The sequence below is a fragment of the Ancylobacter sp. 3268 genome (assembly GCF_031456575.1).
GTDB lineage: Bacteria > Pseudomonadota > Alphaproteobacteria > Rhizobiales > Xanthobacteraceae > Ancylobacter.
In genome coordinates, this window is the sequence record NZ_JAVDUX010000019.1 from 1 (window position 1) to 23260 (window position 23260).

25 protein-coding genes and 3 pseudogenes are annotated in these 23260 nt (G+C 66.1%); 10 read left to right on the forward strand and 18 right to left on the reverse strand.

Annotated features, from left to right (window positions below):
• Together J2X65_RS22265 and J2X65_RS22270 are read right to left on the reverse strand one after the other, a co-directional pair.
• Positions 1-1019: efflux RND transporter permease subunit (locus tag J2X65_RS22265; protein ID WP_310206046.1), on the reverse strand; the 1019-nt coding region annotated here is incomplete at its 3' end.
• Positions 1016-2134, reverse strand: coding sequence for an efflux RND transporter periplasmic adaptor subunit (locus J2X65_RS22270; RefSeq protein WP_310206050.1), 1119 nt, complete (start codon positions 2132-2134; stop codon positions 1016-1018). The genes J2X65_RS22265 and J2X65_RS22270, both read right to left, overlap by 4 nt.
• Positions 2135-2216: 82 nt before the next feature.
• On the opposite strand from J2X65_RS22270, the gene J2X65_RS22275 reads away from it, so the two are divergent.
• The 3 genes and pseudogenes from J2X65_RS22275 to J2X65_RS22285 all read left to right on the forward strand — a co-directional run bounded on the left by J2X65_RS22275 (position 2217) and on the right by J2X65_RS22285 (position 4197).
• A complete protein-coding gene (locus J2X65_RS22275; protein WP_310206053.1) occupies positions 2217-2822 on the forward strand; it encodes a TetR family transcriptional regulator in 606 nt (201 codons plus the stop codon).
• Between the two features lie 15 nt (positions 2823-2837).
• Positions 2838-3730: pseudogene (locus J2X65_RS22280) on the forward strand (NAD(P)/FAD-dependent oxidoreductase).
• Between the two features lie 57 nt (positions 3731-3787).
• Positions 3788-4197: pseudogene (locus J2X65_RS22285) on the forward strand (antibiotic biosynthesis monooxygenase family protein).
• Between the two features lie 171 nt (positions 4198-4368).
• Here the strand turns inward: J2X65_RS22285 and J2X65_RS22290 are convergent.
• Positions 4369-5220, reverse strand: a complete 852-nt coding sequence (locus J2X65_RS22290) for a LysR family transcriptional regulator (RefSeq protein ID WP_310206056.1) — start codon at positions 5218-5220, stop codon at positions 4369-4371.
• A gap of 123 nt (positions 5221-5343) precedes the next feature.
• Between J2X65_RS22290 and J2X65_RS22295 the strand changes: the two genes are divergently transcribed.
• Complete coding sequence (locus J2X65_RS22295; protein ID WP_310206060.1) at positions 5344-6294, forward strand: aldo/keto reductase; 951 nt, start codon at positions 5344-5346, stop codon at positions 6292-6294.
• A gap of 161 nt (positions 6295-6455) precedes the next feature.
• Here the strand turns inward: J2X65_RS22295 and J2X65_RS22300 are convergent, their stop codons facing one another.
• The 5 genes from J2X65_RS22300 to J2X65_RS22320 form a co-directional block, all read right to left on the reverse strand.
• Positions 6456-7703, reverse strand: coding sequence for a CapA family protein (locus J2X65_RS22300; RefSeq protein WP_310206064.1), 1248 nt, complete (start codon positions 7701-7703; stop codon positions 6456-6458).
• Positions 7704-7788: 85 nt separating this feature from the next.
• Positions 7789-8628: a transporter substrate-binding domain-containing protein gene (locus tag J2X65_RS22305; protein ID WP_310206066.1), complete on the reverse strand. Its 840-nt coding sequence runs from the start codon at positions 8626-8628 to the stop codon at positions 7789-7791.
• A gap of 102 nt (positions 8629-8730) precedes the next feature.
• Positions 8731-9456, reverse strand: a complete 726-nt coding sequence (locus J2X65_RS22310; RefSeq protein WP_310206069.1) for an ABC transporter permease — start codon at positions 9454-9456, stop codon at positions 8731-8733.
• A gap of 10 nt (positions 9457-9466) precedes the next feature.
• Positions 9467-10126, reverse strand: a complete 660-nt coding sequence (locus tag J2X65_RS22315) for an ABC transporter permease subunit (RefSeq protein WP_310206072.1) — start codon at positions 10124-10126, stop codon at positions 9467-9469.
• 13 nt (positions 10127-10139) lie between these two features.
• Positions 10140-10961, reverse strand: coding sequence for an amino acid ABC transporter ATP-binding protein (locus J2X65_RS22320; protein ID WP_310206075.1), 822 nt, complete (start codon positions 10959-10961; stop codon positions 10140-10142).
• A 291-nt stretch (positions 10962-11252) separates the two neighbouring features.
• On the opposite strand from J2X65_RS22320, the pseudogene J2X65_RS22325 reads away from it, so the two are divergent.
• A pseudogene (locus J2X65_RS22325) lies at positions 11253-12137 on the forward strand (LysR family transcriptional regulator); the annotation flags it as partial.
• A 36-nt stretch (positions 12138-12173) separates the two neighbouring features.
• Here the strand turns inward: J2X65_RS22325 and J2X65_RS22330 are convergent.
• Positions 12174-13052: a LysR family transcriptional regulator gene (locus J2X65_RS22330; protein WP_404977782.1), complete on the reverse strand. Its 879-nt coding sequence runs from the start codon at positions 13050-13052 to the stop codon at positions 12174-12176.
• A 126-nt stretch (positions 13053-13178) separates the two neighbouring features.
• Here J2X65_RS22330 and J2X65_RS22335 point away from each other — a divergent pair, with 126 nt between their 5' ends.
• From J2X65_RS22335 to alr, 5 genes are read left to right on the forward strand one after another with little or no spacing between them, the layout of a single operon-like run.
• A complete protein-coding gene (locus J2X65_RS22335; protein WP_310206081.1) occupies positions 13179-14012 on the forward strand; it encodes a transporter substrate-binding domain-containing protein in 834 nt (277 codons plus the stop codon).
• Between the two features lie 18 nt (positions 14013-14030).
• Positions 14031-14684, forward strand: coding sequence for an amino acid ABC transporter permease (locus J2X65_RS22340; RefSeq protein WP_310206085.1), 654 nt, complete (start codon positions 14031-14033; stop codon positions 14682-14684).
• The gene (locus J2X65_RS22345; protein WP_310206088.1) at positions 14684-15331 is read left to right on the forward strand and encodes an amino acid ABC transporter permease; all 648 of its coding nucleotides are present in this window, start codon (positions 14684-14686) and stop codon (positions 15329-15331) included. Before J2X65_RS22340 ends, J2X65_RS22345 begins: the two co-directional genes overlap by 1 nt.
• Entirely contained in the window at positions 15324-16130 is an 807-nt protein-coding gene (locus tag J2X65_RS22350; protein WP_310206091.1) for an amino acid ABC transporter ATP-binding protein, read from the forward strand. The genes J2X65_RS22345 and J2X65_RS22350 overlap by 8 nt, the downstream gene beginning before the upstream one ends.
• Positions 16127-17284 carry an alanine racemase gene (gene alr / locus J2X65_RS22355; protein WP_310206094.1) on the forward strand — a complete coding sequence of 386 codons (1158 nt, stop codon included), beginning with the start codon at positions 16127-16129 and terminating at the stop codon, positions 17282-17284. The genes J2X65_RS22350 and alr overlap by 4 nt, the downstream gene beginning before the upstream one ends.
• Positions 17285-17376: 92 nt before the next feature.
• Here the strand turns inward: alr and J2X65_RS22360 are convergent, their stop codons facing one another.
• From J2X65_RS22360 to J2X65_RS22395, 9 genes are all read right to left on the reverse strand, one after another.
• Positions 17377-17529: a hypothetical protein gene (locus J2X65_RS22360; RefSeq protein WP_310206097.1), complete on the reverse strand. Its 153-nt coding sequence runs from the start codon at positions 17527-17529 to the stop codon at positions 17377-17379.
• Positions 17530-17600: 71 nt separating this feature from the next.
• Positions 17601-18482 (reverse strand): Hint domain-containing protein, encoded by an 882-nt coding sequence (locus J2X65_RS22365; RefSeq protein WP_310206100.1) that lies wholly within the window; start codon positions 18480-18482, stop codon positions 17601-17603.
• A 168-nt stretch (positions 18483-18650) separates the two neighbouring features.
• Entirely contained in the window at positions 18651-18884 is a 234-nt protein-coding gene (locus J2X65_RS22370; protein WP_310206103.1) for a glycoside hydrolase family protein, read from the reverse strand.
• A gap of 140 nt (positions 18885-19024) precedes the next feature.
• Positions 19025-19156: a hypothetical protein gene (locus J2X65_RS22375; protein WP_310206106.1), complete on the reverse strand. Its 132-nt coding sequence runs from the start codon at positions 19154-19156 to the stop codon at positions 19025-19027.
• Entirely contained in the window at positions 19099-19230 is a 132-nt protein-coding gene (locus tag J2X65_RS27025; RefSeq protein WP_404977783.1) for a peptidoglycan-binding protein, read from the reverse strand. Before J2X65_RS27025 ends, J2X65_RS22375 begins: the two co-directional genes overlap by 58 nt.
• An 84-nt stretch (positions 19231-19314) precedes the next feature.
• Positions 19315-20388, reverse strand: coding sequence for a tartrate dehydrogenase (locus J2X65_RS22380; RefSeq protein ID WP_310206109.1), 1074 nt, complete (start codon positions 20386-20388; stop codon positions 19315-19317).
• Positions 20389-20429: 41 nt separating this feature from the next.
• Entirely contained in the window at positions 20430-21923 is a 1494-nt protein-coding gene (locus J2X65_RS22385) for an NAD-dependent succinate-semialdehyde dehydrogenase (protein WP_310206111.1), read from the reverse strand.
• Positions 21924-21936: 13 nt separating this feature from the next.
• Positions 21937-22863, reverse strand: coding sequence for a glyoxylate/hydroxypyruvate reductase A (locus tag J2X65_RS22390; protein ID WP_310206113.1), 927 nt, complete (start codon positions 22861-22863; stop codon positions 21937-21939).
• Between the two features lie 23 nt (positions 22864-22886).
• Positions 22887-23240, reverse strand: a complete 354-nt coding sequence (locus J2X65_RS22395; RefSeq protein WP_310206116.1) for a cupin domain-containing protein — start codon at positions 23238-23240, stop codon at positions 22887-22889.
• Positions 23241-23260 lie beyond the last annotated feature (20 nt).

Below are 23260 nucleotides of genomic sequence, written 5' to 3' on the forward strand. Positions count from 1 at the left end.
AATTTCATCATGAACTCGCTGACGGCGGCATCGATGTTCACCGCCTGGTCGCTGACCTTGGCGAGCGTCATGCCGAGCGGCAGATTGTCGGCGATCGCCCTGGAGCGCGCCTCGAGCGCCTTGCCGAGCTCCAGCCCGTTCCAGCCCCGTTGCATCACCACGGCGAGCATGATGGCGGGCTCGCCGTCATGGCGGATGATGTAGGTTTCCGGGTCCTGGTAGCCGCGACGCACCTCGGCGACATCGGACAGTTTGAGCGTCCGGCCACCGGCCACGATCGGCGTGTCGGCAATGGCCTCGACGCTGTCATAGGCGCCATCGAAGCGGAGGAAGACCTGCGGGCCGCGCGTGTCGATGGAGCCCGCCGGCGTGACGGTGTTCTGACGTTGCAGCGCGCTCGCTATGTCCTGCGCCGACATGCCAAGGGTCGCAAGCTTGGCGTAGGAGAACTCGACGAAGATCTGCTCGGGTCGTTCGCCGAGGATATTGATCTTCTTGACGCCGGGCACATGCAGAAGGTCCTGCCGGATCACCTCGGCTTGCCGCGCCAGTTGGCGCATCGGCATGCCCTTCGCCTCGAGGGCATAGAGGGCAAAGCTCACATCGGAGAACTCGTCATTGACGAAGGGGCCGAGCACGCCGGGCGGAAGGTTGCGCGCCTCGTCGCCCAGTTTCTTGCGCGCCTGATAGAACTCCTCCTCGACGGCTAAAGGGGGCGTATTGTCCTTGAGCGTGACGGTGAGAAAGGCGAAGCCGGGGCGGGAGATGGTCTCGACCCGGTCATACCAGGTCAGCTCCTGAATGCGCTTCTCCAAGGGCTCGGCGACGAGGTCCTGCATCTCGCGCGCGGTGGCGCCCGGCCAAGCCACGGTGACGGTCATCGTCTTGATGGTGAAGGAAGGATCTTCCGCCCTGCCGAGCTTGATGAAGGCGTAGACCCCCGCGGCGGCCAGAAGCACGATGAAGAACAGGGTGACGGCCCGCTCGCGAACCGCAAGAGCCGAGAGATTGAAGCTCATTTGGCGGCCCCTTCGCTCTGGCTTGCCGCGGCTGTTCTGATGGAGCCGTCGTCTTTGAGGAGATGCGCGCCGAGCGCCACGACTTCCGCGCCCAGATCAACGCCGGTGACGGTGGCGTCTTCCCCGCCCAGACGTTTGATCTGGACCGGTGTGAAGCGCACGGTCGACGAGGCCCGGTCGACGACCCAGACGCCCGTGCGAATCCCATCGTCCAGCAGCGCGCCAATCGGCACGCTCACCTGCGATCGCGTCTCGGCACTGGTGAGCGTGATCGTCACCGTGGAGCCGAGTGACGCCGAGGCCGCCGGACCCTCGAGCACGTAACGCGCCTCATAGGTGCGGGTCTGGGCGTCGGCGGCATCGGAAATCTGCCGCAGCCGCGCCGCGCTGGGCTCGGCGGTGCTGCCGTATATGCTGGCCTTGGCTGATGACCCCAACGCTGGGCGAATGGTTTCGGGAAGCGCGACGACGGCTTCGCGCGGCCCGGCATGGGCCAGTTCAATGACCGTCTGGCCGGCCGCGACGACCTGCCCGGGTTCGCCGAGGGTGGCGACGACGGTGCCGTCTGCGCCGGCATTCAGCGTGGAATAGGTGGCCTCGTTCTCGGCGACGTCAGCCTCCGCCTCTGCCGCGTCGAGCTGCGCCTGAGCTGTGTCCAGCGCGGCCTTGGCCTGCTCGTAACGCTGAGGGGTCGCGGCAAGCCCGCCCTTCACGAGCGCGGCGTAGCGCTTCTCATCCGCGCTGGCCTGAACCAGGACCGCGCGGGCGGCGGCGACGGCGTTGCGCTTGGCGGTCAAGGCGAGACGCAGATCGGTGTCGTCGATCCGCATCAAGGGCTGGCCGGCCTTGACCTGCTGCCCGACATCGACCAGCCGCTCGACGATCTTGCCGGGCACCCGGAAACCGAGATTGCTCTGCACCCTGGCTTCGATAAGGCCGGTAAAGGCGCGCTCGACGCCCTTCACCGGTGCGACGGTCGCCACGCGAACGAGCGGCGCCTGCTGTCGCGGATCGTTCACCGCCCCGGCATGTGGAGAGGGAAGCGTGACGAAGGCGGCGGCCCCGGCCGCCGCAATCAGAACGCCTGCCAACACGATAGCGGGCTTCTTCTTCATGTCATCACCCTGCCAAATTAGATTGCATTTGGACGCTATATTCGATATAGAGTTCGAACGCAATCTAATTTGGAGGTCGGCAATGAGGGTCAGTCGCGTCCAGGCAGAGGAAAACCGGCAAACGGTGATCAACGCGGCGAGCCGTCTCTTCCGGGAGCACGGCTTTGATGGCATCGGGCTGAAAGACCTGATGGCCGGCGCCGGCATGACGCAGGGCGCCTTCTACAAGCAGTTCGAGTCCAAGGAGGATCTGGCAGCGCAGGCCGCGCGACGCGCCTTGGAGGACGCCTTTGGCCGTTGGTCCGCTGCCGCCACCTCCAGACCCGATAATCCGCTCTCCGCCGTGGTCGATATTTATCTCAGCGAAGCTCACTGTGCGGAAAGATCGATCGGCTGCCCGGTCGTTGCGCTCGGTGCGGATGCGGCCCGGCACGGCCCGGATGTGCGGGCCTCCTTCGAAGCCGGGATCAAGGAATACCTCACCTTGCTGGGCGGGTGGCTCGGCGGGGCTGATCACGTCGAGGCGGACGGCAAGGCCATGGCGGTTCTCTCGACCATGGTCGGCGCCGTGCTGCTCGCGCGCGCCGTCAATGACAAGGCGATGTCAAAGCAGTTCCTGCAGGCCGCGGCGGCGAGCGTCACAGCGCAGCCCGCTCCGGCTCGTCCCGATCCCAAGCCAGATAACTAAAAGGAGCGCATCCCCATGGATGATGTCATCATCATCGGCGGCAGTTTTGCCGGTCTCGCCGCCGCGCTGCAGCTCGGCCGTGCCCGCCGCAAGGTCACCGTTCTCGATACCGGCCTGCGGCGCAATCGCTTTGCGGGCCGCTCGCACGGTGTGCTCGGCCACGATCACAAGCCCCCGTCGGACATCTGGGCCGAGGCACGGCAGCAACTCGCGCGCTATCCCGCGATCAAAATGGTCGATGCCCGCGCCGACAGAATTACCGGTACCAGCGACAATTTCTCCGTCCTCACCGGTGAGGGCGAAAGCATTGGCGCGCGGCGCCTGATCCTGAGCTATGGCGTTGTTGACCAGATGCCTGATGTTCCGGGCTATGCTGAAAACTGGGCACATCCATCATCCCATGCCCCTATTGCGACGGCTTCGAAGTGGCCGACCAGCATTGGGGCCTCGTCTGGTCGGGTCCGCAGTCGATGAATCAGGTCAGGCTGTTTCACGATTGGACCGACAATTTGACTGTCTTCGGCAATGGTCACGACATCACCACCGACATACGGGCCGATCTGGCGGGCCGAAAGGTACCTGTGGTTGATGGACGGATCACCGAAATCGCACGTCACGGGAGCCACGGCGCCATCATCAAGCTCGATACCGACCTCAATGTAGCAGTCGACATCCTGTTCGCGCATCCGCGTACCAAGCCTTCCGCAAGTCTGCACGAAACACTGGGCCTCACCACGGTCCCTACGCCAACCGGCATCGCCCTAAAGACCGACGAGCGCCGCGAAACCAGCATGCCCGGCATCTATGCCGCCGGCGACCTCGCCAACCCGGGCATCCCCTCGGTCACTACCGCGATATGGCAAGGCGCGATGGCGGGTATCTTCGCACAGCAGTCGATGCTCGCTTGAGTGTAAGCAGCATCGATCACTCCAGTTTCGATTTCACGATAGACGGGAGCATCCAGCATGGAAGTCATTAAGAAATTCAAACCGCTGGACGAAAGATTCCCGCTTGAGCGCCAGCTCGGCATCTCGGCATCTCGGCATCTCGGCATCTCGGCATCTCGGCCGCGCCAATCGTTCTCATCAACATATTCAAGGTCAACGCCGCCGACGAAGCGGCCTTCCTAGAAAATTTTGAGGCATCTGGCAGCATCTTCACGAAGCAACCTGGGCACATTTCTTCCCAACCGCATCGTGCGGTCGGCGATAGCCCGATCTTCTTTAACTATGTGGTGTGGGAATCCACCGAGACACTCCGCGCTGCCTTCGCCAATCCCAAATTTGTCGCGAAGGTTTCGTCCTATCCGGCATCCGTCGTAGCCAGCCCGCACCTGTTCCAGAAAATCGCGGTTCCCGGCCTTTGCACGGCCTGACTTGGGACACACAACAAGGCGCGATGACGGGTGTCTAGACACAGCAGTCGCTGCTGGTTTGACAGTGCAGATTGGAGGAGGAGCATGGCCGTTGAACCGGACAGCGCGGGTGTGCGCTTCCCTCCGCCGTCGTCGCCGCAGCGTGCTTCCTCTCCTGGCGCGACGTCGCCATCACGCCTCTTCCATCGGAGCTAACATCGATCGCTTTGCGACGATGAGGCTGGCGATAGCGTCGATCGTCTCGCGCACGCCGCTGCGGTTCCGGTCCTCCCCATGAACGACCAGCCATTGGTCATGTGACAGCTCCTCGATGACCGGGCCGGTCCTGACCAGCCCCTCATGGGCCGCGCCGACGAAGCAGGGCAGCACCACCTGCCCCGCGCCGGCCAGGGCCAGATCGAGCAGCGTGCGCGGATGGGACACCTCCATGCAGATCTGCGCCCGCCGGTGGTCGCGAACCCAGCGGGCCGAGGGGGTGTCGACCGTGCAGGCGATCCAGCCGTCTCCTGCCGATCCGTCGTCCAGCGCATAGGGTGCGAAGCTCACTCTTGCCGTCCGGCGCACGGCCAGCCCCGGCTCGGAAGGTCGCTGGTTGCGAATGCCGATCAGGGTTTCACGCCGGCCGATATTGTGCCGCTCCTCGGTGGCGCTGAAAACGAGAAACCGTCCGGCTGTGCCGAGTTCGGCGATGTGCCGCGTCAGGAACCAGGTCATCCATGTTCCGGCTGAAATGCGGATCGGCAGTCCGGCATCCCGCTCGGACGGCGCTCGCACCATATCGACAATGCGCCCCTCCACCGCCTCGACCTGAACGAAGCGTCTTTGGCCGGCCTCGGTGAGTTCATAGCCGCTCGGCAGGCGGCGGAAGAGCTCCTCGCCGAGTGCACGTTCGAGAGCAACGATATGGCGACCGAGCGTCGCCGGGCTCTGTCCGATCCCCTTTGCCGCCGCTGCGAGCCCGCCGGCCCGCGCAACCGTCAGAAAGATCCGCAGGTCGGACCAGTCGAACGTCGTTTCATCCATGAACGAGGCCTTTCATTTCCAGCGACTGCACGGACCGTCGTCGACGTCGCACTTTCCTGAACGACCCAGAATGGAGCTTCGGGAAAGATGACATCAAGACTGCAGACGGCACCGCGCATCGGCATGGGCTGCTGGGCCATCGGCGGCCCGTTCTGGTGCGGCGACATCGCCGCCGGTTATTCGGGAGCCGATGACGCCGAATCCCTGCGCACCATCCACGCCGCCTGGGATCATGGGATAACGGTGTTCGACACGTCGGCCGTCTATGGCGCCGGCCATTCCGAGCGCCTTCTCGGCGAAGCGTTAGCGCACCGGGGCGATGCGGTGATCGTCTCGAAGTTCGGCCATTCCATCGATGCGGCGACGCGGCAGTTGACGGGGCCGCGCTTCGATCCCGCCTATGTGCGCTGGTCGGTCGAACAGAGCCTGCGGCGTCTGCGGCGCGACCATATCGACGTCATGCTGCTTCACCTGAATGACCTTCCCGTCGAAGACGCCGAGCCGGCCTTCGAGACACTGGAGGCACTTGTCGCGGCGGGCGTCATCGGCAGCTATGGCTGGAGCACGGATTTCCCGGCGAGCGCGGCGGCGATGGCGCGCCGGCTGGGCTTCTCTACCGTCCAGCATGCGATGAACCTGTTCTTCGACGCGCCGTCCATGTGCCGGGTGGCGATGGATCACGGCTTGTCCCAGTTGATCCGCTCGCCGCTCGGCATGGGCGTCTTGACGGGCAAGTTCGACGACGGCCGGTCCGTACCGGGAGGGGACGTGCGCGCCGGTCCGGCGGACTGGCAGGGCTATTTCGATGCCGGGCGTCCGCGCACGGATCTGGCCCGGCAGGTGGCGGCCGTCCGGGAGCTTCTCACGGTCGGAGGCCGGACACTGGCGCAGGGAGCTCTATGCTGGTTGCTGGCGAAGGGATCCGGCATTCTGCCGATTCCCGGAGCCAAGTCTGCGGCCCAGGCAGCCGAGAACGCGGGAGCGATGGCGTTCGGCCCACTGCCCGAGGCCGTCATGCTCGAGATCGAGAGGCTGCTCCAACGTCCACCCGAGGGACTGCCGCGGGCCCGGTGAGCGGAGATGCGATCCGCACTGGATCGGCTGTTCGGAATCTCCCGACATATTCGCTTGGGACTGGACCGGCCAACATCCGCTTCCCCGAAGCATGCATCTGGCCTTGGCGCGAGATCGACATCCCTTGTTTCGCGGCAGCGGACCCGTGACGGCCATATGGGTCATATGGCCGACAGAGCAGAAGCTGCCGCGATCCGACCACGTTTTGCATCGACCTCGGTTCCGTAGGAGGCCGAGCGCTGCTGAAGGTCACTCAAGATCGATTGCGCTAAATCTGCTTGAGCCGGGATCGGCAGCAAACGGTTGTGATAGTCGTCTGCGCCGAGCCGCCGCTCCCCGCCGAGGACGACGGGGAGAAGATCGATGCTCGCCAGCCTGCCGTCCCTATCGAAATGGCAGGTGGCGACCACGCTCTTCCAGACCTCGGGCGGGCTCCATTCCGTCTGCCCCTCCTTCAGGTGAAAGAGGAAGTTGCCGAGGCCGTAGAACAGCGGCGCCCCCTTGTAGATCTCGATCGCCTGAAGCACGGGAGCTCCATGCCCGACGAAGGCGCCGGCGCCGGCGTCCACGCAGCGATGCGCGAAATCGACGACCCACGCCGGCACGTTCTGCCAGCTCGGCTCCCAGTGATGCTGGTGCAGATAGGCGATCACGAAGGCGCCCCCGGCCGCGGCGCGGCTTATGGCGTCGAGCTGAATCCTGGCGCTGTCCTCGTCCACGATGATGCGGCGGCAGGGTGCGGCGGCTTCGCGGAAGATCGTGCCCCAGAAGTCGATCTCATCGGCGGCGACCGAGGGACGGTCATTGGGCTGCGCGTAATTCGCGCGCTCCAGCGGCGAACTCTCGAACAGGTGCTGAATCTCCCGCAGGGGCCCGAGCCGGGCGGGGTCCAGCTCGAAGATCCGCTTCACGCGCAGCCGGTTCACACCGGGGCGCGCGGGACGATCCTTGCCCGCGTCGTCGGCATACATCGCATCCGGCCCCGGACCGGCGTCCATCGCCGCCAGCGCGACCTGCCGCCCGCCAAGCGGCCCCACGCCGGCGCTCTGCGCGTCGGCCCGGTCGATGCCGATCCCCGCGTGGAGGAAGCCGCGCGAGCCGACCTCTTCCAGCGTCGACAGGATGCCGGAAGGTCCAAGATCGAAGGCGTGATTGTTCGACAACGACAACACGTTGAAGCCGATGGCCTTCAACGCATCGAGCACCTCGGGGCCGGACGAGCCGAAATAGAACCCCTTGAGCGGCCAGCCTTGGTGCCGACCATAGATGCAGCCCTCGAAATTGGTGAACGCGACGTCGGCGCGCCGCAGCGTTTCGACCACGCTGGCGAAACCGGGCTCGGCAACCTGCCGCACATCGTGATGGATGAGGGACTGCCCCGTCACGGCGAGGGTGAACGGCTTGGACATGACACGGTTTTCTTTCAAAGGGGGGGACGGCAGGGAGGAAGGCGGCGATGCGGGGCAGGCGCATCGCCGCCGGTCTGCGGAGGGGCTATTTCGGAGGCGACATGTCCATGCCGAACCACTTCTCGGTCAGGGCCTTGATGGCTCCATCCTCATTGGCACTGGCGATCGCCTTGTCGAAGGCGACCTTCAACTGCGGATCCGTCTTGCGGATGCCGATGCCGGCGCCGGGCCCCCAGGGTCCGCCATTGAGCATGGGGCCGTAGAATTCGGCCACGTCGCCATCCTTGCTTTCGAGGAAGGTCTTGAGGACGAAGAAATCCGCCAGCGTGCCGTCGACCCGTCCGGCCGCTACGTCCATGGTCATGTTCTCGTTGGTGTCGTAGCTGCGGATGGTCGCGACCTTACCGAACAGCTCGTTCACCACGACCTCGGAGTTGGAGGAGCGCAGCACGCCCAGCGTCCGCCCGCTCAGCGCGGTGCGCAGCGTATCGATGGTCGCCTGCTTGGAAGCGTCCATCTGGGTGAGGTTCAGTTTCGCCTTGGCATCGGTCGGCGGCAGGCCGAGCCCCTTGCGCATCACGATCTGGTTGAAGCCCACCGCATAGGGCGTCGAGAAGTCGATCGTCTTCTTCCGTTTCTCGGTGATCGACATGCCGCCCATGATGGCGTCGTACTTGCCGACCGTGAGGGCGGGAATGATGCCGTCCCAGTCCTGCGCGACGAACGTGCAGGTCGCGCCCATGCGGCGGCACAGCTCATAGCCGAGATCGACGTCGAAACCGATCAGCTTGCCGGTGGAGTCGGTCGAGTTCCAGGGCGGCGACGAGCCCTCGGTCGCGATGGTGACCTTCAGCGATTCCTGCGCGAGGGCGGGCGCCACCCCCATCGTGGCGGCGAGGGCAAGGGCAAGCATGAGCTTTTTCATATGAGTCTCCTCTGGAAAGGCATGCGGGGGCCTGCCACCGGGCAAGCGGCGGTTGGTGTCGGCGGTTGGTGTCGGCGGATGGAGGCGGCGACGGCGGGTCTGTCAGCGTGCCTGCCGCAGCTTCAGGAGCCACGGGCGGCGCGCCTTGTCCGGGGGGACGCCCGCAAGATGGAGTTCGATCAGGTTGAACAGCCGCGAGGCCAGGAACGTCAGCGCGAGATAAATCGCGCCGGCGGCGACGAAGACCTCGTAGGGAGCGAAGGTCTCCGAGACCAGCTTGCGCGCCAGTCCGGTGATCTCCAGCAGCGTGACCGTGCTTGCGAGCGAGCTTGCCTTGATCATGCCGACCACTTCGTTGGCATAGGAGGGCAGCACGGTGCGGAAGGCGAGCGGGAACACGATCCGCAGGCGGATCTTGGTGGGCGACAGGCCGATCGCCTGTGCCGCCTCGACGAGGCCCGGCGGCACGGACTGGATGCCGCCCCGGAACACCTCGATCGTGTACGCCGCGCTGTTGAGCGAGAAGGCAAGCAGCGCGCAATAGAATGGATCGCGGAACAGCAGCCACAGGACGCTTTCGCGCACGACCGCGAGCTGGCCGAGCCCGTAGTAGATCAGGAACAGCTGCACCAGCAGCGGCGTGCCGCGAAAGACATAGGTATAGGCGAGCACCGGCCACGACAGCCATGGCGAGCGCGAGGCCCGCAGGAAGGCCAGCGGCACGGACAGGACGAAGCCGATGAGGAGCGACAGGATGGTAAGCTCCAGCGTCAGCACGACGCCGCCCAGCAGGGTCGCGATGCTCTCGGTGATGAGGGCGATATTCATGGCGTAACCCTCAATGGACCGGGGCGAGCAGGCGGCGCTCGACAAGGCGGAACGTCAGCAGGGAGACGCTGGTGAGCATCAGGTAGAGCGCCGACGCCGCGAGGTAGAAGGTCAGCGGATCGCGCATCGACCCGGCACCGACCACGGCGATACGCATGATGTCGGAGAGGCCGACGATCGAGATGAGCGACGTGTCCTTGAGCAGTGAGATCCAGAGATTGCACAGGGCGGGAAGCGCGATCCGCGCCATCTGGGGCAGGATCACCAGCAGCCATGTCTGCCAGGGCGCCAGTCCGATGGACAGCGCGGCCTCGGTCTGTCCACGCGGAATGGCCTGAATCGCGCCGCGGAAAATCTCGGTGGCGTAGGCGCCGAACACCACGGTCAGGCTGAAGACCCCCGCCCACAGCGCGCTGACCTCGACATAGGAGCCGACCAGCGCGGTGAGCGCCGTCGTGCCGCCGAAATAGACCAGCAGGATGACCAGCAACTCCGGCACGCCGCGCACGATCGTGGTGTAGGCATCGGCGATCATCCGCAGCGCCCGGAAGCGCGACAGTTTTGCCGCCGCGCCGGCAAGCCCCACCAGCATGCCGAAGGCGCCGCTGATGGCGGCCACCAGCACCGTCGTCTCCAGCCCGCGCAGGAACTGTTCCTGAAAACCTCCCATCGCCGACGCCTCCTCAACAGGCCGGGTCGAGAAAACGGCGCAGCCCCGCAGAGGCTGGCCTGGACAGCACCTCTTCGGGAGGGCCCTCTTCCTCGATCCGGCCGCCCTGCATGAAGGCGACGCGGCTGGACACCTCGCGGGCGAAGGACAGCTCGTGGGTGACGAGGATCATGGTCCGCCCTTCTTCCGCGAGGCTGCGGATCGTGCGCAGCACCTCGCCGGTCAGTTCCGGATCGAGCGCCGAGGTCGGCTCGTCGAACAGCAGCACCTCCGGCTCCATGGCGAGCGCGCGGGCGATGGCGACCCTTTGCTGCTGGCCGCCGGACAGATGACGCGGGTAGTGGTCGCGCCGCTCGATCAGCCCCACCTTGCGCAGATAATGTTTGGCACATTCGACGGCCGTCCGGCGCGCCAGGCCGCGCACATGCACCGGCCCTTCCATGACATTCTCCAGCGCAGTCTTGTGCGGCCAGAGATTGAAGCTCTGGAACACCATGCCCAGCGAGGCCCGCACGCGACGCGCCTGACGCGCATCGCCGATACGCGCGCCGTCGCGACCGGCCGCTGGCCGGATATCGAGCTTCTCGTTGCGGAACCAGATGTCGCCGCTGTCGGGCACTTCGAGCAGGTTGAGGCAGCGCAGCAAGGTGCTCTTGCCCGAACCGCTGGCCCCCAGCACCGAGATCACCTCATGGGGATAGGCCGCGAGGCTGACCCCGCGCAGGACCGGATGCGTGCCCAGCGTCTTGTGCACATTCTCGGCGCGCAAGGAGGCGGTCGCGACCGCCGGCCCGCGGTGCGGAGCGTCCGAATGGAGGTCGATCGCTGTCTGCATGTTACATCCGGCCCCCGGGCATCGCCTTCGCGCGCCTCGAAGGTGAGGCGGCCGGCACGAGGCCCGCAAGCGGCCGGCGTGGTCAGAAAACAACTCTGCCTATCTCAGCGTCAATTTATAAGCTGAGAATAATTTTGATAATCCCTGCTTATCATCCACGTTCCCGTTCACGGCGTGCGTGGCCGGGAAATGTCGGGCCGGCGCAAATCGCCTCACGCGAGCCGCCGCCGTCTTGCGCTTGCTGCTTAAGTCACGTTTATACCTTTGGCTCTCCTCGCAAAGGCCGCCAGCGTGCCGGACCAGCCCAGTGCCGACGTCAAACTGCGCCAGCTGCAGATCCTGCGGGAGGTTCTGCGGACCGGATCGGCCCGCTATGCCGCGCGGCTGCTGAAGGTCAGCCAGCCGGCCGTCAGCCAGCACATCAAGCAGCTGGAAGCGACGCTGGGCTTCCCGCTTTTCCTGCGCGAGAAGAACCGGCTGATCCCGACCCATCAGGCCTGGGAGTTGCTCCGCGACATCGAGGTCGCCTTTGCCAGCCTCGACAAGGTTGGCAGGTCGATTGCGGCGCTGAAGGGCGAGGAACCCACGGCGGTGGGGCTGGCGGCGCCCGGCATCTTCTGCCTGGAACTGCTGCCGCGCGTCCTCACCTCGCTGCGCGCGCACTATCCCGGCTGCTCGGTTCACCTGCATTCGGGCAGCTACCAGCAGACCGCCGAGCATGTCCTCAACGGGCGTGCCGATCTCGGCCTCTCTCGCCTCCCGCTCGACGGAAATGTGTTCGAGTGGCGCCCGGTCGCGACCGCCCGCAACGTCTGCCTTATCTATCCCGGACATCGCTTCGAGCAGAAGGATCTGGTGGTCGCCGAGGATCTGGTCTCCGAGGCGCTCGTCGACATCGATCCGCAATTCTCGGCCCATCAGATGAACGTCAACTCGCTGCGCTACATGGGCGTCGAGCCGAACATCGCCGTCGAGTTCGACGCCACCGGACACGATGCGGGCTTCGTGGCCGCCGGCATCGGGGTGTCCGTCACCAATGAAGTCATCGCGCGCGAATATCGCCGCTTCGGCCTGATCACGCGCCCGTTCGAGCCAAGCGCGGTCTATCACTACGTCGTGTTCTGGCGGCGCGGCTACAAGCTGAACGAGCGCCAGCAATGCCTTGCGGACGAACTGGCGCGCAGCTTCGCCGCTCCGCCGCCGCGAGCCGGATCAACGCAACGCACCGACCTCACGCCCCGCCTCCTCCCGCAACAAAGCGAGGAACGCCTCGGCCTCCCGCGAGGCGCCGCTGCGCCGGGTGAAGGCACCGATGTGCCGGTGGAACGCGTCCTCCCCGAGCGAGAAAACCCGGACGCGCTCTGACGCCGCGCCGAGATCGGAATGGGGGATCAGCGCGACCCCCATGCCCTCGCTGACGAGCGCGATCATCGTGTCGAGATAGTTGATCCAGATGTTGTCGGCCACCGCCGTGCCGGTCCGCTCCAGGAAGGCGTCGATCCGGCGACCGCTGATGGTCGAGCGGTCGTAGCGCAGCAGCGGCCGCCCGATCATCGCCTCGCGCCAGTCGGCAGCCTCCACGCCCGCTGGCGCGATGAGCACGAAGGGTTTCGTCAGCAAATGATGCCACACGACGTTGCCGGGCAACTCGCCGGGAGGCTGGATCATCACCGCGAGATCGAGTTCCTCGCGCTCGACCTGCCCGAGCAGGTCGTCCTCGCCGCGCATGGAGCGCAGGGTCACCTTGGGAAAAACCCGATGGAACGCCAGCATGCTTCGCGCGACGAGGCCGCTGTGCAGCGAGGCGACCGTGCCCACGCGCAAGGTGGTGCGGATTTCGGAAACGGCATGGCGTCGGCGCATCTCCGCGACCAGCGACACGACCTGGTCGGCTAGCGGCACCAGATCCTGTCCCTCGGCGTTCAGCGTGGCGGAGCGGCCCGTTCGGAAGAACAGGCGATAGCCGACAAAGTCCTCCAGCCGGCGGATCTGCTCGCTGACCGCCGATTGCGTCAGCCCGATGCGCGCGCCCGCCTCGGTGAAGGTGCCGTAGCGAACGGCCGCCAGGAAGGTTTCGATCTCGCGCAGCATCTCCGACAACCACCTCCATGGGGACAGACCGAGCATCGGAATGAGCGATGCTCAGCTACGGGATTATTCGTTTTCCGATCGCACGGCAACATGGTCTTCTCCCCCGCATAACCAGAGGGAAAATCTATGTTTCATCGTGTGTCACGCCTCGCAGGCGGACTGGTCGCGCTGGCCATGGGCCTGGGCTTGAACGTCGCCGGCGCGCAAGAGTCCCGCCTCGATACCATCGTCAAGCGCGATAAGGTGATCGTCGCCGTTTCCTCGACGGCCCGCCCCAACGGCTTCATCGACGAGAACGGCAGGCACACCGGCTTCGAGGTCGAGTTCGCCCGGCTGATGGCCAAGGCGCTGGTCGGCGATCCCGACAAGATCGAGCTGATGACCACCACCGTCGATGGCCGCTTCCCCGCCGTGCTGTCCGGCATGGCGGATTTCGGCATCTCCACTGCCACCATCTATCCCGACCGTGCGGTGCGGCTCGCCTTCACCCGCCCCTACATCGATTCCAGCACGCTGGTCGTGGTGCCCAAGGGGTCGCCGATCAAGACGCTGGCGGACCTCGACAATGAGGGCGTGGTGCTTGGCTCGACCAACAGCGCCGCCATGGTGGACCGCGCCAGCACATACGCCCCGAAAGCCAAGGCCGTCTTCTTCGACACCGACAGCGCCGCCGCCCTGGCGCTGAAGAGCGGCCGTTCAACCGCCTGGCAGGCGGATTCGGCGGCGGCGAACTTTTTCGTCGGGCACAATGGCGATGCGTTCGTGGTGCTCGACGGCTCGCTCGGCACCATCAACAACAATGCCGTCTTCATGAAGCCCGGCGACTTTCCGCTCTGGCTGGCGCTCGACACCATCGTGCGCGAATACGTCAACGGCTCGCGCTACGGCGAATATGCGGCGCTTTACAGGACGTGGTTCGGCAAGGAGCCGCCGCCGCAGCGGCCGTTCAACCAGAACTGACGGCACGAGCGCCCGTCCATGAATCTCGCCTTTATCCTCAACAACGCACCCCTGCTGATGGAGGGAGCGGCGATGACCGTCGCCCTCGCCATCGGCGCCCTGCTCGGCGCCACGCTCGGTGGCGGCGTGGTGGCCTTCCTCCGCATGAGCCGCTACGCGCCGCTCCGCCATGTCGGCACCGGCTTCGTCGAGATCATGCGGAACACGCCCATTCTCGTGCAGATCTTCGTGCTGTATTTCGGCCTGCCGACGCTTGGCGTCCACATGTCGGCATTCACCTCCGCCGTGCTGGCGATGTCGCTGCAGAACAGCGCCTATATCGGCGAGATCTACCGCGCGGGGCTGGAGTCGATCCATCCGCGCCAGCGGGAGGCGGCACTGGCGCTGGGCATGATGCCCGGCCTGGCGCTCAGGGTCATCCTGCTGCCGCAGGCGCTTCGCCGCGTCCTGCCGCCGCTCGGCAACCAGCTCATCATCATCGTCAAGGACACCTCGGTCGCCTCGACCATAGCGGTCGCCGAACTGACCCAGGCCAGCAAGCTGCTGCTGGACCGCAGCGCCGCGCCCTACGAGACCTTCGCAACGGTCGCCCTGATCTATCTCGCCATCAGCGCGGGCGTCGCCGGCGTGCTGAAGCTCGTCGAATGGCGCTATCCGGTGAGGGTCTCGTGATGACGTCCGCCCTGCTGATCTCCTCCGCGCTGTACCTCGCGCAGGGCGCGCTGGTGACGGTCGGGCTGTCCTTCGGAATGATCGCGGTCGCCACCGTCGCCGGCATGCTGCTCGCCCTGCTCCGTCTGTATGGCTGGCGGCCGCTGGGTCTTCTGGCGGCAGCCTATGGGCTGGCCGCACGCGGCGTGCCGCTGCTGGTGCTGCTGATCGGCAGCTATTTCAGCCTGCCCTATCTGGGCCTCGACCTGCCGCTCTGGCTGGTCGTGGTGCTGATCGGCGGCCTCTACTTCGCCGCCTATGCGGCCGAGGTGTTCCGGGCGGCGCTGGCAGCGGTCCCGCGCACGCAGTGGGATGCCGGCCGGGCTTTGGGCATGCGGCGCGTCCAGCTATTCACCATCGTGATCCTGCCACAGGCGCGGCGCCTCAGCCTCCCGCCCTTCCTGAACGTCGCTCTGGTTGCGGTAAAGAACACGTCGCTGGTGTCCGCCATCGGCGGCTGGGAACTGGTCGCCGCCGGCCGGGAGATCGGGGAGCGGACCATGGAGATACTCCCCGCCTATCTGGCCGTCGCCGCGTTCTATTTCGTGATCTGCTTCTCGATCTCGCGGATCGGGCGCCATGTCGAAAAGAAGATGCGCTATGTCTGACCTCACCTCCCCCGCCATCTCCGAGCCGCTGGTCGTCATCGACCGGGTGGGCAAGTCGTTCGGCGCCGTCGACGTCCTCAAGGAAGTGAGCCTCACCGTCGCCGCCGGGGACGTGCTCTCCCTCATCGGCCCCAGCGGCTCGGGCAAGACCACGCTGCTGCGCTGCGTGAACTACCTCGAAACCTATGAGCGGGGCTTGATCACCATCGCCGGCGAAAGCGTCGGCGTCGAGCAACTGCCCGATGGACGACGACGCCGCAAATCGGACCGGCAGATCGCAGCGCTTCGGGCGCAGGTCGGCATGGTGTTTCAGCACTACAACCTGTTCCCGCATCTCGACGTGCTGGAGAATCTGACCGTTGCCCCGTGCCGCGTCCATGGCGAGGCGCCGGCCCAGGTGCGCGAGCGCGCGCTCGCGCTGCTGGAGCGGGTGGGCCTTGCCGACAAGCGCCACCGCTATCCTTCCGAGCTTTCGGGCGGCCAGCAGCAGCGGGTGGCGATCGCCCGGGCGCTCACCATGCAGCCCCGCCTGCTTCTGCTCGACGAAGTGACCTCCGCCCTCGACCCGGAACTGGTGGGAGAGGTGCTCGACGTCATCACCTCGCTGGCGGCCGACGGCATCACGATGATGATCGTGACCCATGAAATGGCGTTCGCACGCGAGGTTTCGACCTCGGTCGCCTTCATGGCGGATGGCCGGCTGATCGAGAGCGGGACGCCCGAGGCCATCTTCGAGACGCCCGCTCACGAACGCCTGCGCAGCTTCATGCAGCGCTACCGCGCCGGGAGCCGGCTGTGAGCGCGCCGTCCTCCATCCAGGCCTTCACCTCGATGTCCGCCCCCCTGCGCCCGACCTGGTGCGAGATCGATCTCGGCGCCGTCGCTCACAATGTGCGCCAGCTGCGCCACCTGATCGATCCGGCGGTCGCGATCTATATGTGCCTCAAGGGCGACGCGAGCGGCTGCGGCGCTGTGGAAGTCGCGCGGCGGGCCGAGGCGGAAGGCGTCGACGGCTTCGCGTTCGGCAACATCGACAGCGCCCTCGCCTGCCGCGCCGCCGGCATCAAACGCCCGATCCTGCTCTATCCCACCTGCCTGCCCGACAGCGCGCCGTTGCTGGAACAGGCCGAACTGATGCCCACCCTCTCCACGCTGGAGGACGTCGCGCTCTGGGATCGCGCGGCCCGCCACTGCCTGCCGGTTTTCCTGAAGATCGACGGCGGTGGCTTCCGGGCCGGCGCTTTCCCGCACGAGGCCGCGGCGATTGCGCGCGCGATCACGGAGAGCCGTCGTCTTCGCCTGGCGGGGGTCTATGGCCACCCGATGACGAGCTACGGCTTCGACGACGAGTCCTACACTCTCGCCCAGCTTGATGCGATCAACCGGGCGCTCGCCGCCATCGCGGCGGTAGGCATCCAGGTGCCGATCCGCATGGCCTCCAGCTCGGCGATCGTTCTGGGCCATCCGAACGCCGATCTGAACGCGGTGGATCCGGGACGACTCGTGGTCGGCATGTCCTTTCCGTCGGTGGCCGAGCGCCACGCGAGCTGGAAGCCTGCGCTGGTGGGATTGAAGAGCCGCCTTGTCATGGTGCGTACGCTCGCGCCGACGGATAACATCATTCGGGCGCCCTTTCTGACGCTCCGCCCGAACATGCGCCTCGGTCTCATTCCATTCGGCTGGAGCGATGGCTTCCCCAGATCCATGCCGCAGAACGCAACAGTGCTGATCTGCGGAAAGCGGGTGTCGCTGCTCGGCCCCTCGCATTCGGAACTGCTGCGCGTGGACCTGACGGATGTGCCGGACGCGCAGGTCGGCGACGAGGTGGTCCTCCTTGGCCGTTCGGGCGATGTCGCCATCCCGCTTGAGGAACTTGCGGACCAGTGGCGGATGTCGACGCACGACCTGTTTCCCGCCATCGGAAAGACCCTTCCGCATCGTTACATCGACTGACTCGACCTTTTAGAGCTCTCGGCCACAGCCCCTATGGCGCCCGGGCGTGAGGCGGCTCTGGTACCAAGGCTCGGTGTTGGTGGCGTGCTCCATCATGGCGCCACGTGCCGGACGGCGGGCGAGAGTACCACCTGCGCCGCCCGGTCGGGGGCATCGGCGGCGGGCGTATCAGTCGCCAGAGATTCGATGACGCTCGCCACGGCGTCCGCGACGGCATTGACGAGCTTATCGGCTGGCTTGGACATGGTGGCTCTCCAAAATGGAAAGGCCCCGCTTGCGGCGGGGCCTTGGTCGGTCTGAGGGAAGATGAATGCCGTCAGGCGGCTAAGGTGGCGGTCGCTTGCGCTTCGAGCCGGGCACGCAGGGTGGACGGTAGTTGCCGGGCCGACTTCACCCGCGGCAGGTCAATCTCCGGGATCACCTTGTTGTCGGTGCCGTACAGCGCCTCGAACTCCGCATAGTTGTCGAAGCGGCGGCGCGTGACATTGTCGACGAACGTTTCGGCCGGTACACCTTCTGCGAGGATCAGCGAATGGTCGTCAAGCTCGATGTGGAAGTAGGTGAAGCGCTCCTCCGGGTGCTCGACCCGAGCGATGGTGGTTCCGTTGATCAGCGCGCCGGCCTGGACCAGCGCGCCGTCGATCAGCAGTGCGTGATCGGGCGAAACAAAGAGATCGCGCGTCGGCACGTTCTCGCCAAGCGCGCCAGCCGCAATACAGATCGGATAGGAAAGCAGCGGATCGGCGAAGATGGATACGACGGTCTTGCGCCCGATCCACTTTACCGGGCGGGTCTCACCGGTGATGGTGAGGATGGCATCGCCAATGGCGAGGTCCTCCACAGCGCGCGGACCTTCGGGAGTCGCGATGCGCGTGCCGACGAGGAAGCAGGGTGTGAAGTCGTCATTGACGAAGTCGAAGAGCATATCTCCACCGGCAAGAAACGTATTTGCGAAGTAGATATACTCCCCAGTCGAGGCGTTGCTTAGATAGACCCCGTCGGTGCCGTACCCCTGGTAGACGAAGGTAGATGCCGGCCACCCGGGAACGTCTACGTAAGAGCCGACCACAAAGCTGTCCGCGTCAGCGGGCACGGTAGTCAGACTTACGGTGGTCTCGTCAACGGGAGTGTTGACGATGAACATGCCGGAACCGAGATTATCAACCCACGCGTTATTGCTGGTCGTGAAGACCGCCATGCTCTTGTTCCCCCAATGACGCAGCGGCTACGGCTGCGACACGTCCAGTTCCCCAGCAGAAAACGTAATTGTCCTGCGCCATAGGTATATAAGTAGTTCCCCAAAAGGCGCTAGGCGACATGCAGACGCGGGACTCACGCGGACGGTTCCCGCTCCACCGGCCGCGCGTCACGCGACGCGAGCCTTAGGCAAGGCTGCGGTATAGAGGGTGGCGAACTGATCCGCCTCGCCGGTACGGCGGGACAGGATCTCGGGCGGCTTGCGCGACATCGGGATGGCGGCGCGGATCCGGGCCGGGCTCTCGCCCGCATTGATCCGCTTCACGAAGGTCGCACCCGCGAAGGCACCAGTGCCGATGTTGTAGCAAACCAAGGTGAGCGCATCGAACTGGTGATCAGCCACGCCACCTTGATCGCGGCGCGCACCCGGCCTCATACGGGATCAGGTCGCGGCGAAGACAGCGTCCGCCTCGGCGGCCGTGATCGTGAGGCTGGGCATGGGGGATCGGCGCCGGCGGCGGCGGTGTGGCCGATGCCGATGGTTCAGATGCTCTTGGTGTCGCAATAAGCCGTCAGCTTGGGCGCCTCGCGGCTCATCAGCGTGGCGGCGATCATGCTCATGCTCTGCCGTGGCGGCGCCGGCGTGGCGACGGCGGCAGGCGCCTCCATCGCCACCTGAGGGCGGCCTCGGTTTTCGGGCCGACGACGCCGTCGGGGTGGAGGCCGGCTACCTTCTGGAAGCCGACCACGGCTTAGAAGCGGGACGGAATTGGATGCGGCTTTGGCGGCTCCAATTCCCGGTACTCGCTAGCGAATGACCCAATGTTTGTAGGTCACTCGAGTGCCGCGGCTACCGCCTCGCCGCATGTGGCGGTATTCGCGCTGCCGCCAATGTCACCGGTGCGGGCGTGAGGCTCAGCAAGCACCCGCTCCATCGCCCGGACGATCGCGGCGGCGGCGGCCGGCTCGCCAAGATGATCGAGCATCATCGCTGCCGACCAGATCTGGCCGAGCGGATTGGCGATGCCCTTGCCGGCTATGTCCGGCGCCGAGCCGTGCACCGGCTCGAACAGCGAAGGGAAGCTGCGGTCCGGATTGATGTTGCCCGAGGGTGCAATGCCGATGGTGCCGGTGCAGGCGGGCCCGAGATCGGAGAGGATGTCACCGAACAGGTTGGAGGCTACCACCACGTCGAAACGATCGGGGTTCAAGACGAACTGCGCCGTCAATATATCGATGTGGTACTTGTCGGTACGCACCTCCGGATAGGCCGCCTTCATGGCGTCGACGCGCTCGTCCCAATAGGGCATGGTGATCGCGATGCCGTTCGACTTTGTGGCGGAGGTGAGATGCTTGTCGGGGCGCCGCATCGCCAGCTCGAAGGCATATTTCAGCACCCGGTCCACACCGTGGCGTGACATCACGGTTTCCTGCACCACGATCTCTCGCGGGGTGCCCGGATACATCCGGCCGCCGATCGAGGTGTACTCGCCCTCGGTGTTCTCACGCACCACCCAGAAGTCTATGTCGCCCGGCCTGCGGCCGACCAGCGGCGACGGCACGCCGGGCATCAGCCGCACCGGCCGCAGATTGACGTACTGGTCGAACTCGCGGCGGAACTGAAGCAGAGAGCCCCAGAGCGAGACATGGTCAGGCACGGTATCGGGCCAGCCGACCGCACCGAACAGGATGGCGTCGGAGGAGCCGATCCGTTCCTTCCAGTCCGTCGGCATCATCTCGCCATGGCGGGCGTACCAGTCGCAGCAGGCGAACTCGTGCCAGGTCTGCTCGATGGTGAAGCCATAGAGCGAAGCGGCCTTCTCCAGCACGCGCACGCCTTCCGGCATCACTTCCTTGCCGATGCCATCGCCGGGAATGACGGCGATGCGGTAGCGTCGTTCGGCCATGTCGTGGTCTCCTGCGGGTAGGTGGGATGGAACGGCCGCCATCATGCCGGCGGCGCGAGTTTCAGCCCGCTTATGTGGAAGGACTTGGGTTCGAGGTACTCGGCAATGCCGAGATAGCCGCCCTCGCGGCCGAGGCCCGACTGCTTCACTCCGCCGAACGGAGCCACCTCCATCGAGACAGAGCCGGTGTTGAGCCCGACCATGCCGAACTCCAGAGCCTCGCCGACGCGCCAGGCACGGTGCATGTCCTCGGTGTAGAAATAGGCGGCGAGGCCGAAGGGCGTGCCATTGGCGATGGCGACCGCCTCCGCTTCGCTCTCAAAACGGAAGATCGGCGCAACGGGACCGAAGGTCTCCTCATTGGCGATCAGCATGTCCGTGGTGGCACCGGTGAGAAGCAGCGGCGCGATGAAGCGCTCTTCGTCGAGGCCGCTCTCGGCCCGCGCCGCCGCGCGCGCGCCCTTTGCCAGCGCATCGGCGACATGGGCGCGGACTTTCGCGGTTGCTGCGGCATTGATCAGCGGCCCGATGGCGATACCAGCTTCCGTGCCAGGACCGACCGCCTGGCCGGCGATGCGCTCGCCGAGCCGTGCGACGAAGGCGTCGTGAATGCCGGCCTGCACGAGGATGCGGTTGGCGCACACGCAGGTCTGCCCGGCATTGCGGAACTTCGAGGCCATGGCGCCGTCGACCGCGAGTTCGAGATCCGCGTCGTCGAAGACGATGAAGGGCGCATTCCCGCCGAGCTCCAGGCTGAGCTTCTTCAGCGTCGTCGCCGAGGCACGCATGAGATGGGCGCCCACCCGGGTCGAGCCGGTGAAGGAGATCTTGCGGACGATCGGATTGGAAGTGAGTTCGTCGCCGATGGCGACCGGCAGGCCGGTGACGACCGAGATGACCCCGGCTGGAATGCCCGCCCGCTCGGCAAGCCGCGCCAAGGCGAGCGCGGAGAACGGCGTGAGCTCGGAGGGTTTGACGACCATCGTGCACCCGGCAGCCAGCGCCGGCGCACATTTCCGGGTGATCATGGCGATCGGGAAGTTCCATGGCGTGATCGCCGCAGTGACGCCAATGGGCTCCTCCAGCATCAGGATGCGGCGGTCGGCGGCGGGCGCGGGAATGGTACGGCCATAGATACGCCGCGCCTCCTCGGCGAACCATTTCACAAAGGAGGCGCCGTAGCGTACTTCGCCCTCGGCTTCGCCGAGCGGCTTGCCCTGCTCGGCGGTCATGATGCGAGCGAGATCGGCGGCATTGGCCAGGATGAGATCGTGCCAGCGCTCCAGCAGGCGCGCCCGCTCGGCCGCAGGCACGCGGCGCCAGCTCGTGAAGGCGAGTTCGGCCGCCGCAACGGCGCGCCGCGTCTCGGCGCCACTACACGCCGGCACGCTCCCAACCTCCCGTCCGGTCGCGGGATCCTCGACAGCGAGCGTCGCGCCGTCATCAGCCGCGCACCAGCGCCCCCCGATAAGAGCGGCCTCGAGGAGGAGGTCCGGATCGTCGAGCGCAAGGCCCGAGGCAGCGGTCGCGGTCATTGGCAGGCTTCCTTCAATAGCCGCGAGCACGGTCGACGATGCCGTTCAGCGCTTCGCCCGCGGCATGGCGGCGGAGATTGTCGAGAACGGCAAGGGCCGCGCTCTCGGGGCGGGTCTGGCTTGCGATGTGGGGCGTCAGCACAATGCGGGGATGGTTCCAGAACGGATGGTCCGGCGGCAGCGGCTCCGGTTCGGCGACATCAAGCACCGCTGCCGACAGCGTGCCGTCGTCGAGGGCGGCGAGCAGATCGTCGGCCACGAGATGCCCGCCGCGGCCGACATTCACCAGCGCAGCGCTCTTGGGCAGGCCGGCGAACAAGCGCCGGTCGAGCAGGCCTCGGGTGTCTTCTGTGAGCGGCAGCAGGCAGACGAGTATGTCGGTGCGTGCCAGGAAGGCCGGCAGGCTGGCGGCGCCGGCGAAGCTCTCCACGCCTGGCAGTTCGCGCGGCGACCGGTTCCAGCCGGCCAGCGGGAAGCCGAACGGCGCGAGCCGCTCCAGCACCGCCCGGCCGAGCCGTCCCATACCCATCACGCCGACGCGGCGTTCGGTGGCGGGACGCGCGGGAATCGGTTGCCAGAGGCGGCGATGCTGCTGGTTGACATAGGCCGGCAGGTCGCGGTGAAGCGCCAGCACCGCCATGACGGCGTATTCGATCATGCCCTCGGCGATGCCGGGCTCGATCATGCGCACCACCGGCACGCGCGGCGGGATGCTCTTCAGATCGAACTGGTCGACGCCGGCGCCAATGGAGAAGATGATCTCGAGCGCGGGAAACGCGGCAAGCGGCTCCTCAGGTGGCTCCCAGGCGACCAGCCAGCGGATCTCGCCGGGGTCGCCGACTTCGGGCCATAACCGCACGTCCAGCTCCGGGGCGCGCTCGGCGAGCATCCGTCGCCAGACGTCACCGCGAATGGGGTCGGCCATATAGAGCAGCGCCATGGCGGGGTCCCGTATCGTGCTGGTCAGGACACCGTGACCCAGAGCTTGCGCACCGTCTCCAGCGTCTCCCAGGTGCCGACGAAACCGGGACGCATCACGAACGTATCGCCGGCGGTGAGGCGGCGGGCGGCGCCACCTTCTTCCGTCAGGATGATCGTCCCGGACAGGATGGTGCAGAACTCCCAGGTCTCCCCTTTGATCGAGCGGGTGATGCCGGGCGTCGCTTCCCAGATGCCGGTGCGGATCCCGCCCTGGCCTGCCGCCGCCATCTCCCAGGTGCGGTAGCTCGGATCGCCGGCGATCAGCCGATCCGGGGCGGCCTTGCTCAGCTCCGGCATGCCGGGATTGGCGATATCGAAGACGACGAGATTGCTCATGGAGACCGGTCCGCTACTCA

Excerpts from the sequence above, each read along its gene's own strand:
- J2X65_RS22320 (WP_310206075.1), bottom strand. The coding sequence starts at position 10,961 with ATGCAGACAGCGATCGACCTCCATTCGGACGCTCCGCACCGCGGGCCG.
- J2X65_RS22345 (WP_310206088.1), top strand. The coding sequence starts at position 14,684 with ATGACGTCCGCCCTGCTGATCTCCTCCGCGCTGTACCTCGCGCAGGGC.
- J2X65_RS22305 (WP_310206066.1), bottom strand. The coding sequence starts at position 8,628 with ATGAAAAAGCTCATGCTTGCCCTTGCCCTCGCCGCCACGATGGGGGTG.
- J2X65_RS22365 (WP_310206100.1), bottom strand. The coding sequence starts at position 18,482 with ATGGCGGTCTTCACGACCAGCAATAACGCGTGGGTTGATAATCTCGGT.
- J2X65_RS22315 (WP_310206072.1), bottom strand. The coding sequence starts at position 10,126 with ATGGGAGGTTTTCAGGAACAGTTCCTGCGCGGGCTGGAGACGACGGTG.
- J2X65_RS22350 (WP_310206091.1), top strand. The coding sequence starts at position 15,324 with ATGTCTGACCTCACCTCCCCCGCCATCTCCGAGCCGCTGGTCGTCATC.
- J2X65_RS22380 (WP_310206109.1), bottom strand. The coding sequence starts at position 20,388 with ATGGCCGAACGACGCTACCGCATCGCCGTCATTCCCGGCGATGGCATC.
- J2X65_RS22300 (WP_310206064.1), bottom strand. The coding sequence starts at position 7,703 with ATGTCCAAGCCGTTCACCCTCGCCGTGACGGGGCAGTCCCTCATCCAT.
- J2X65_RS22275 (WP_310206053.1), top strand. The coding sequence starts at position 2,217 with ATGAGGGTCAGTCGCGTCCAGGCAGAGGAAAACCGGCAAACGGTGATC.
- J2X65_RS22390 (WP_310206113.1), bottom strand. The coding sequence starts at position 22,863 with ATGGCGCTGCTCTATATGGCCGACCCCATTCGCGGTGACGTCTGGCGA.
- J2X65_RS22295 (WP_310206060.1), top strand. The coding sequence starts at position 5,344 with ATGGGCTGCTGGGCCATCGGCGGCCCGTTCTGGTGCGGCGACATCGCC.
- J2X65_RS22310 (WP_310206069.1), bottom strand. The coding sequence starts at position 9,456 with ATGAATATCGCCCTCATCACCGAGAGCATCGCGACCCTGCTGGGCGGC.
- J2X65_RS22270 (WP_310206050.1), bottom strand. The coding sequence starts at position 2,134 with ATGAAGAAGAAGCCCGCTATCGTGTTGGCAGGCGTTCTGATTGCGGCG.
- J2X65_RS22360 (WP_310206097.1), bottom strand. The coding sequence starts at position 17,529 with ATGTCCAAGCCAGCCGATAAGCTCGTCAATGCCGTCGCGGACGCCGTG.
- J2X65_RS22290 (WP_310206056.1), bottom strand. The coding sequence starts at position 5,220 with ATGGATGAAACGACGTTCGACTGGTCCGACCTGCGGATCTTTCTGACG.
- J2X65_RS22340 (WP_310206085.1), top strand. The coding sequence starts at position 14,031 with ATGAATCTCGCCTTTATCCTCAACAACGCACCCCTGCTGATGGAGGGA.
- J2X65_RS22385 (WP_310206111.1), bottom strand. The coding sequence starts at position 21,923 with ATGACCGCGACCGCTGCCTCGGGCCTTGCGCTCGACGATCCGGACCTC.
- J2X65_RS22330 (WP_404977782.1), bottom strand. The coding sequence starts at position 13,052 with ATGCTGCGCGAGATCGAAACCTTCCTGGCGGCCGTTCGCTACGGCACC.
- J2X65_RS22335 (WP_310206081.1), top strand. The coding sequence starts at position 13,179 with ATGTTTCATCGTGTGTCACGCCTCGCAGGCGGACTGGTCGCGCTGGCC.
- J2X65_RS22395 (WP_310206116.1), bottom strand. The coding sequence starts at position 23,240 with ATGAGCAATCTCGTCGTCTTCGATATCGCCAATCCCGGCATGCCGGAG.